We start from the raw sequence: 5,615 nt of genomic DNA, 5'->3' as shown, positions 1-5,615 counted from the left end.
GGGGTACCCAGGCCTTTTTCCTGCATGGCCTCGCGCAACTCGTCGTCTTCCACGGTTTTGCCAGCGCCCTCCATGGCGCCGAGCAGGGTGGCCTCGGTGTAGCGCGCCGGCGGCCGGGTTTTCAGGGCCTTGGGGTCCACCGCTTCGGCCTTGACCCGTTCGCCCGGTGCCACCGGCACCAGGTTGCCCGGATTCTTGTCGTCGCCGTCCTTGCTTTCTTCGGCGGCTTCCTTGCCGTAAATCGCCAGCCAGCCCGGTTTCACCAGCACCTTGCCTTCGGTCTTGAAACTATGACCGACAGCGGTTGAAATACGCGTCGTGATCTGGTATTCGGCGGCCGGGAAAAACACCGCCATGAAGCGGCGCACCACCAGGTCGTAAATTTTTTGCTCGGTCTCGCTCAAACCGTGCGGCGCCTGCAGCGTCGGGATGATGGCAAAGTGGTCGCTGACCTTGGCGTTGTCAAAAATGCGCTTGCTGGGGCGCACGTAGCTGTTGTTGAGCGCCGTGCGTGCGTGTGGCGCCAGATGCTTCATGCCGCTGTCCGCCAGCATCTCGAAGGTCTGCTTGACCACCGGCACATAGTCTTCGGGCAGCGCGCGCGAGTCGGTTCGCGGATAAGTCAGTGCCTTGTGGCGTTCGTACAGGCTTTGCGCAATCGACAGCGTGGTCTTGGCGCTGAAGCCAAATTTGCCGTTGGCCTCGCGCTGCAGGCTGGTCAGGTCAAACAGCAGCGGCGACACCTGCGTCGTTGGTTTGCTTTCCTCGGTCACGGTGGCCTGCTGGCCGCGCACGGCATCGGCAATGGCCTGGGCTTCGCGCTGGCTCCAGAGCCGGTCGGCCTTGAGTTCGGCGTCCACCTCGTCATTGCCCGCAGCCGCATTGGCCGCTGCCCGCTTCCAGGTTGGGTCAAACCATTTGGCCGGGTAGTCACCGGCCTGCGCGGCAAAGCTGGCGTGGATCTCCCAGTAGTCGCGGCTGACAAATTTGCGGATTTTTTCCTCGCGCTCCACCACCACGCTGAGGGTGGGCGTTTGCACCCGGCCCACGGTGGTCAGAAAGAAACCGCCGTCACGCGAGTTGAAGGCCGTCAGCGCCCGCGTGCCGTTGATGCCGACCAGCCAATCGGCCTCGCTGCGGCAGCGCGCGGCATCGGCCAGCGGCTGCATCTGGGCGTTGGAGCGCAGGTGTTGAAAACCGTCGCGAATGGCTTGCGGCGTCATGCTTTGCAGCCACAAGCGCTGAACGGGTTTGCCCAGCGGTTTGGCGCCGCCGGCGTACTGCTCGATCAGTCGGAAGATCAGCTCGCCTTCGCGCCCGGCGTCGCAGGCGTTGATAAGCTGGCCGACGTCTTTGCGCTTGGCCTGCTTCACCACCGCGTTGAGCCGGGTTTTGGTCTTATCGACGGGCTTGAGGTCGAAGTGCGGCGGAATCACCGGCAGGTGGGCAAAGCTCCACTTGCCACGCTTCACGTCAAAGGCTTCGGGCGCCTGGATTTCCACCAGGTGGCCGACCGCGCTGGTCACCACGTGGGTGTCGTTTTCAAAATGCTCGTCGTGCTTCTCGAACTTGCCCGACACGGGCGTCAGGGCGCGCACGATGTCTTGCGCGACCGAAGGCTTTTCAGCAATGATCAATGTTTTCATCTGACTACAATCCATTTTCTCGCGCTCGCACGGGCGGGCGCACACAGGCAGGTACGCACACGCGCACCCATACGAGTCCACGATACCAAATTTTTTAACGTGTCAAAAAAATCGCCCACCCATCCCCGCCGCATCCAGGTGCGCCGCTCCGCTGTCCATGGCAAGGGCGTCTATGCGGTGCAGGACATCGCCGCCGGTGACACCCTGGTCGAGTACGTGGGCGAGATCATCACCTGGGAAGAAGCCCAGGCGCGGCACCCGCACGACCCGCAGAACCCGAACCACACGTTTTATTTTCACATTGACGAAAGCCGCGTGATTGACGCGCTGTATGGCGGCAACTCGTCACGCTGGATCAACCATGCCTGCGACCCTAATTGCGAGGCTGACGAGCAGGACGGCCGTATTTTCATCAAGGCATTGCGCGACATTGCCGCCGGTGAAGAGCTCAACTACGACTACGGCCTGATCATCGAGGAGCGTTACACCAAAAAGCTCAAGGCCGAGTACCCCTGCTGGTGCGGCGCGGCAACCTGCCGTGGCACCCTGCTGGCACCCAAACGGCGCTAGACCATGGCCACGACACCCGTTCAGCCCGTGCGCTGGCCTGCCGAGGCCATCTGGGAAGCCGTGGCCCCTGCCCTGCCGGGTTTTACCGTGGAGGTCTTGCCGGAAGTTGACTCGACCAATTCCGAGCTGATGCGCCGCGCCCGCGCCGGTCGGCTGGAGCCCGTGCTGCTGGTGGCGGAGCAGCAAACCGCCGGGCGCGGCCGCCTGGGGCGGCAATGGCACAGTGGCGCTTCAAGTGGCAGTGCGCCCAAAGCCTTGACCTTTTCCCTGGGCCTGAATCTGGCGCCCGCCGACTGGTCTGGGCTGTCGCTGGCGGTGGGCTTGAGCGTGGCACAGAGTCTGCACCCCGGCATTTGCCTGAAGTGGCCCAACGACCTGTGGTGGCATGACCGCAAGCTGGCTGGCATTTTGATCGAAACCGTCAACCGGGGAGAAGCCGGTGCCAGTCGCTATGTGGTGATTGGTGTGGGCCTCAACCTGCTGACGCCTGATGCGACCGGCTTGTCAACTGCCCCGGTCGGTTTGCTGGAGTTGCTGCCGGGCGTGGATGCGACGCAGGCCTTGTTGCGCATTGCCGCCCCGCTGGTGCAGACCGTGCAGAAGTTCGAGACGCACGGTTTTGCGCCGTTTCAGCAGGTTTTCAACAAGCGTGATGCACTGGCACAAGTGCCGGTCATGCTCAGTGATGGCTTGCAAGGGGTGGCGCAGGGTGTGGACGCCAGCGGCGCGCTGCGGGTCGCCAGCGCACAAGGCGTGCTGCGTATCACCAGCGCCGAGGTCAGCGTGCGTGTCCAGCCCAACCCTGGCTATGGCCATGTGTGAGGCGCAGAACTGATGGCGCGCACGCTGGTCTGGCTGTTGCTGCTGCTCAATGTCCTGTACTGGTCGTGGGCGCAGGGCTGGCTGCTGTCTTATGGCTTTGGGCCTGCACAACAGCGTGAGCCGCAGCGCCTGGCGCAACAAATCCGCCCTGAGTCGATCACCTTGCTGAGCCCGGACGAGGCCAGGCGGGCGTCTTTGCAAGAGCCGTCCGAAGACACCCTGTGTCTGCAAAGCGGGCCCCTGGACGAGGCGCAAGCCGAGGTGGTGCGCAGCCTTCTGCAAACTTCATGGCCGCCAGAAAGCTGGCTGCTGATGAAACAGGCCGATGGCCAAGGCTTGCGCCTGCGTTTGCCGGCCTTGAGCGAAACGCTGCAAGACCAGTTGCCTGAACTCAGGGCCGTGTTGCCCTCTGGGGCGCTTGAACCCTGCCCTTAGAAAAACTTGCGGGTCAGACCACTCGCGCAGCGACGTGCTCTGACCCCAACTGATTAAGTTGCACCCAGGGCGCTGAAACGCACCACAAAACGGGCGCCAGGGGGTGTCTGGCCGGGCCGGGTTTCTTCCAGGCTGACGCTGGCCTGGTGTTGTTGGGCAATTTCAAGAACGATCGGCAGACCCAGGCCGGAGCCATCGGCCTCGGTCCCCAAGGCACGGTAAAAGGGCTGGAAAATCAGTTCACGCTCGGCCTCGGGCACGCCGGGGCCGGAGTCTTCAACTTGCAGCACCAGGGTCTGGCCAAAGGGGTCGGTGAGCACACGTGCCGTGATCACTCCTGGTTTTTCCAGGCTCGACGGGGTGTAGTTGATGGCGTTGTCAACCAGGTTGCGCACCATTTCCTTGAGCAGGGTCGGGTTGCCCAGCACGGTGCAACTGGGCGTGCCGGGCTGGGTGCCTTCGTAGCCGAGATCAATGTGTTTTTCCAGCGCGCGGGGCACGCAGTCGCGCACCACCGACATCGTCAGTTCGGCCAGATCGCACACCACCCTTGGCATGACCGAGCCATTGCTTTCGGCGCGCGCCAGTGACAGCAACTGGTTGACGCTGTGGGTGGCGCGAATGCTGGCGCGGCCAATCTGGCGCAAATAGTGTTTCAGGTCTTCGGCACTGGCGCCTTCGCGCTGCGCGATCTCGGCCTGCATGCGCAGCCCCGCCAGGGGGGTTTTGAGCTGGTGCGCGGCATCGGCCAGAAAACGTTTCTGAGTGGCAATGGAGTCGGTCAGACGCAACAGCAGGTCGTTGACAGACTCTACCAGCGGCGCCACCTCCATGGGCACGATTTGCGCGTCGATCGGACTCAGGTCGTCGGGTTTGCGGGCGCGGATGCGCTCTTCCAGTTGGTGCAGGGGCTTGATGGACTGCACCAGCGCCAGCCATACCAGCAACACGGCCAGGGGCAGGATGACAAACTGCGGCAGCATCACGCCCTTGACGATCTCGGTGGCCAGCACCGAGCGCTTCTCCAGGGTTTCGGCCACCTGAACCAGGGCGGGTTGGCTATCGGGAATGGGCAAGGTCACCCATAAATACGCCACCTTGACATCAAAGCCCCTGATCACGTCGTCACGAATGCGTACCTCGTCAAGTACCACGGGTTCGATCATCGGGGGGGGCGGCAAGTCGCGTTCGCCGCTGAGGAATTCGCTGCGCGGGCCCAGCACCTGGTAGTACACCGTGTCGGAATCATCGGCGCGCAGCAATTCGCGTGCGGGCCGGGGCAAGGCAAACTGGGCGCGCTCGTTCTGGATGGTGATCAGCTGCGCCATGGCCCGGACGTTGTATTCGAGGGCGCGGTCGAACGGTTTGCCTGCTATGTTTTGCGCCACCAGCCAGGTCATGACCAGGCTCAGCGGCCACAGCAACAGCAGCGGCGTGAGCATCCAGTCCAGAATTTCACCAAACAGCGAGCGTTGCTCGCGCGGATTGACCATCACTACAACGACCGCAGCGCCGGGCCGCCCCAAGCAAGGCCAGCCCCTGAGGGGCTGAGGGCCGCGGCTCCAATCCTGCCTGCGCAGGATTGGACGGACAGAAGGGACGTAGCCTCTGGCTGAGTCTTGTACAGCGCAGTACGCGCAGCGACAAGCGTGGGGGTCATGTTCAGCCCGGGATCTTTTCGAGGCAATAGCCCAGACCGCGCACGGTGGCGATGCGGATCGGGCCTTTTTCGATCTTCTTGCGCAGGCGGTGGATGTAGACCTCAATGGCGTTGTTGCTGACCTCTTCGCCCCATTCGCACAGGCGCTCCACCAACTGGTCTTTGCTGACCAGCCGGCCGGCGCGCTGCAGCAGGACCTCGAGCAGGCCAAGCTCACGCGCCGACAGTTCGAGCATGACGCCATCGATGCTGGCGACGCGGCCACCCTGGTCATAAATCAGCGGCCCGTGCTTGATGGTGCTGCTGGCCGCGCCCATGCCGCGCCGGCTCAAGGCGCGCACCCGGGCTTCGAGTTCCTGCAGGCTGAAGGGTTTGGCCATGTAGTCGTCGGCACCGTAATCGAGTCCCTTGACGCGCTCTTCGATGCTGTCAGCAGCCGTCAGGATCAGCACCGGCAAGGTTGAGCCGCGGGAACGCAGGCG

The 5,615-nt window shown here is 63.4% G+C and carries 5 protein-coding genes and 1 pseudogene; 3 read left to right on the top strand and 3 right to left on the bottom strand.

Translation table 11 applies throughout. From position 1 onward, the window contains the following. Window positions 1-1,646: DNA topoisomerase III (locus NDI87_RS16090; protein ID WP_296276509.1), on the bottom strand; the 1,646-nt coding region annotated here is incomplete at its 3' end. A gap of 99 nt (window positions 1,647-1,745) precedes the next feature. Between NDI87_RS16090 and NDI87_RS16085 the strand changes: the two are divergent. The 3 genes and pseudogenes from NDI87_RS16085 to NDI87_RS16075 form a co-directional block, all read left to right on the top strand. Next, window positions 1,746-2,210, top strand: a pseudogene (locus tag NDI87_RS16085) (SET domain-containing protein-lysine N-methyltransferase); the annotation flags it as partial. 9 nt (window positions 2,211-2,219) lie between these two features. After that, a complete protein-coding gene (locus NDI87_RS16080; RefSeq protein WP_296276507.1) occupies window positions 2,220-3,038 on the top strand; it encodes a biotin--[acetyl-CoA-carboxylase] ligase in 819 nt (272 codons plus the stop codon). 12 nt (window positions 3,039-3,050) lie between these two features. Beyond that, window positions 3,051-3,473 (top strand): hypothetical protein, encoded by a 423-nt coding sequence (locus NDI87_RS16075; RefSeq protein ID WP_296276506.1) that lies wholly within the window; start codon window positions 3,051-3,053, stop codon window positions 3,471-3,473. 53 nt (window positions 3,474-3,526) lie between these two features. On the opposite strand, the gene NDI87_RS16070 is transcribed toward NDI87_RS16075, so the two are convergent. Both NDI87_RS16070 and NDI87_RS16065 read right to left on the bottom strand, forming a co-directional pair. Continuing rightward, the gene (locus tag NDI87_RS16070) at window positions 3,527-4,969 is read right to left on the bottom strand and encodes a sensor histidine kinase (RefSeq protein WP_296276504.1); all 1,443 of its coding nucleotides are present in this window, start codon (window positions 4,967-4,969) and stop codon (window positions 3,527-3,529) included. A gap of 166 nt (window positions 4,970-5,135) precedes the next feature. Then, the coding region (locus tag NDI87_RS16065) for a response regulator transcription factor (RefSeq protein WP_296276502.1) at window positions 5,136-5,615 on the bottom strand (480 nt) is incomplete at its 5' end.

It is taken from the genome of Rhodoferax sp., assembly GCF_023701345.1.
Lineage (GTDB): Bacteria > Pseudomonadota > Gammaproteobacteria > Burkholderiales > Burkholderiaceae_C > Rhodoferax.
This window is presented reverse-complemented; position numbering and strand designations above follow the sequence as displayed.

Excerpts from the sequence above, each read along its gene's own strand:
- NDI87_RS16080 (WP_296276507.1), top strand. The coding sequence starts at position 2,220 with ATGGCCACGACACCCGTTCAGCCCGTGCGCTGGCCTGCCGAGGCCATC.
- NDI87_RS16075 (WP_296276506.1), top strand. The coding sequence starts at position 3,051 with ATGGCGCGCACGCTGGTCTGGCTGTTGCTGCTGCTCAATGTCCTGTAC.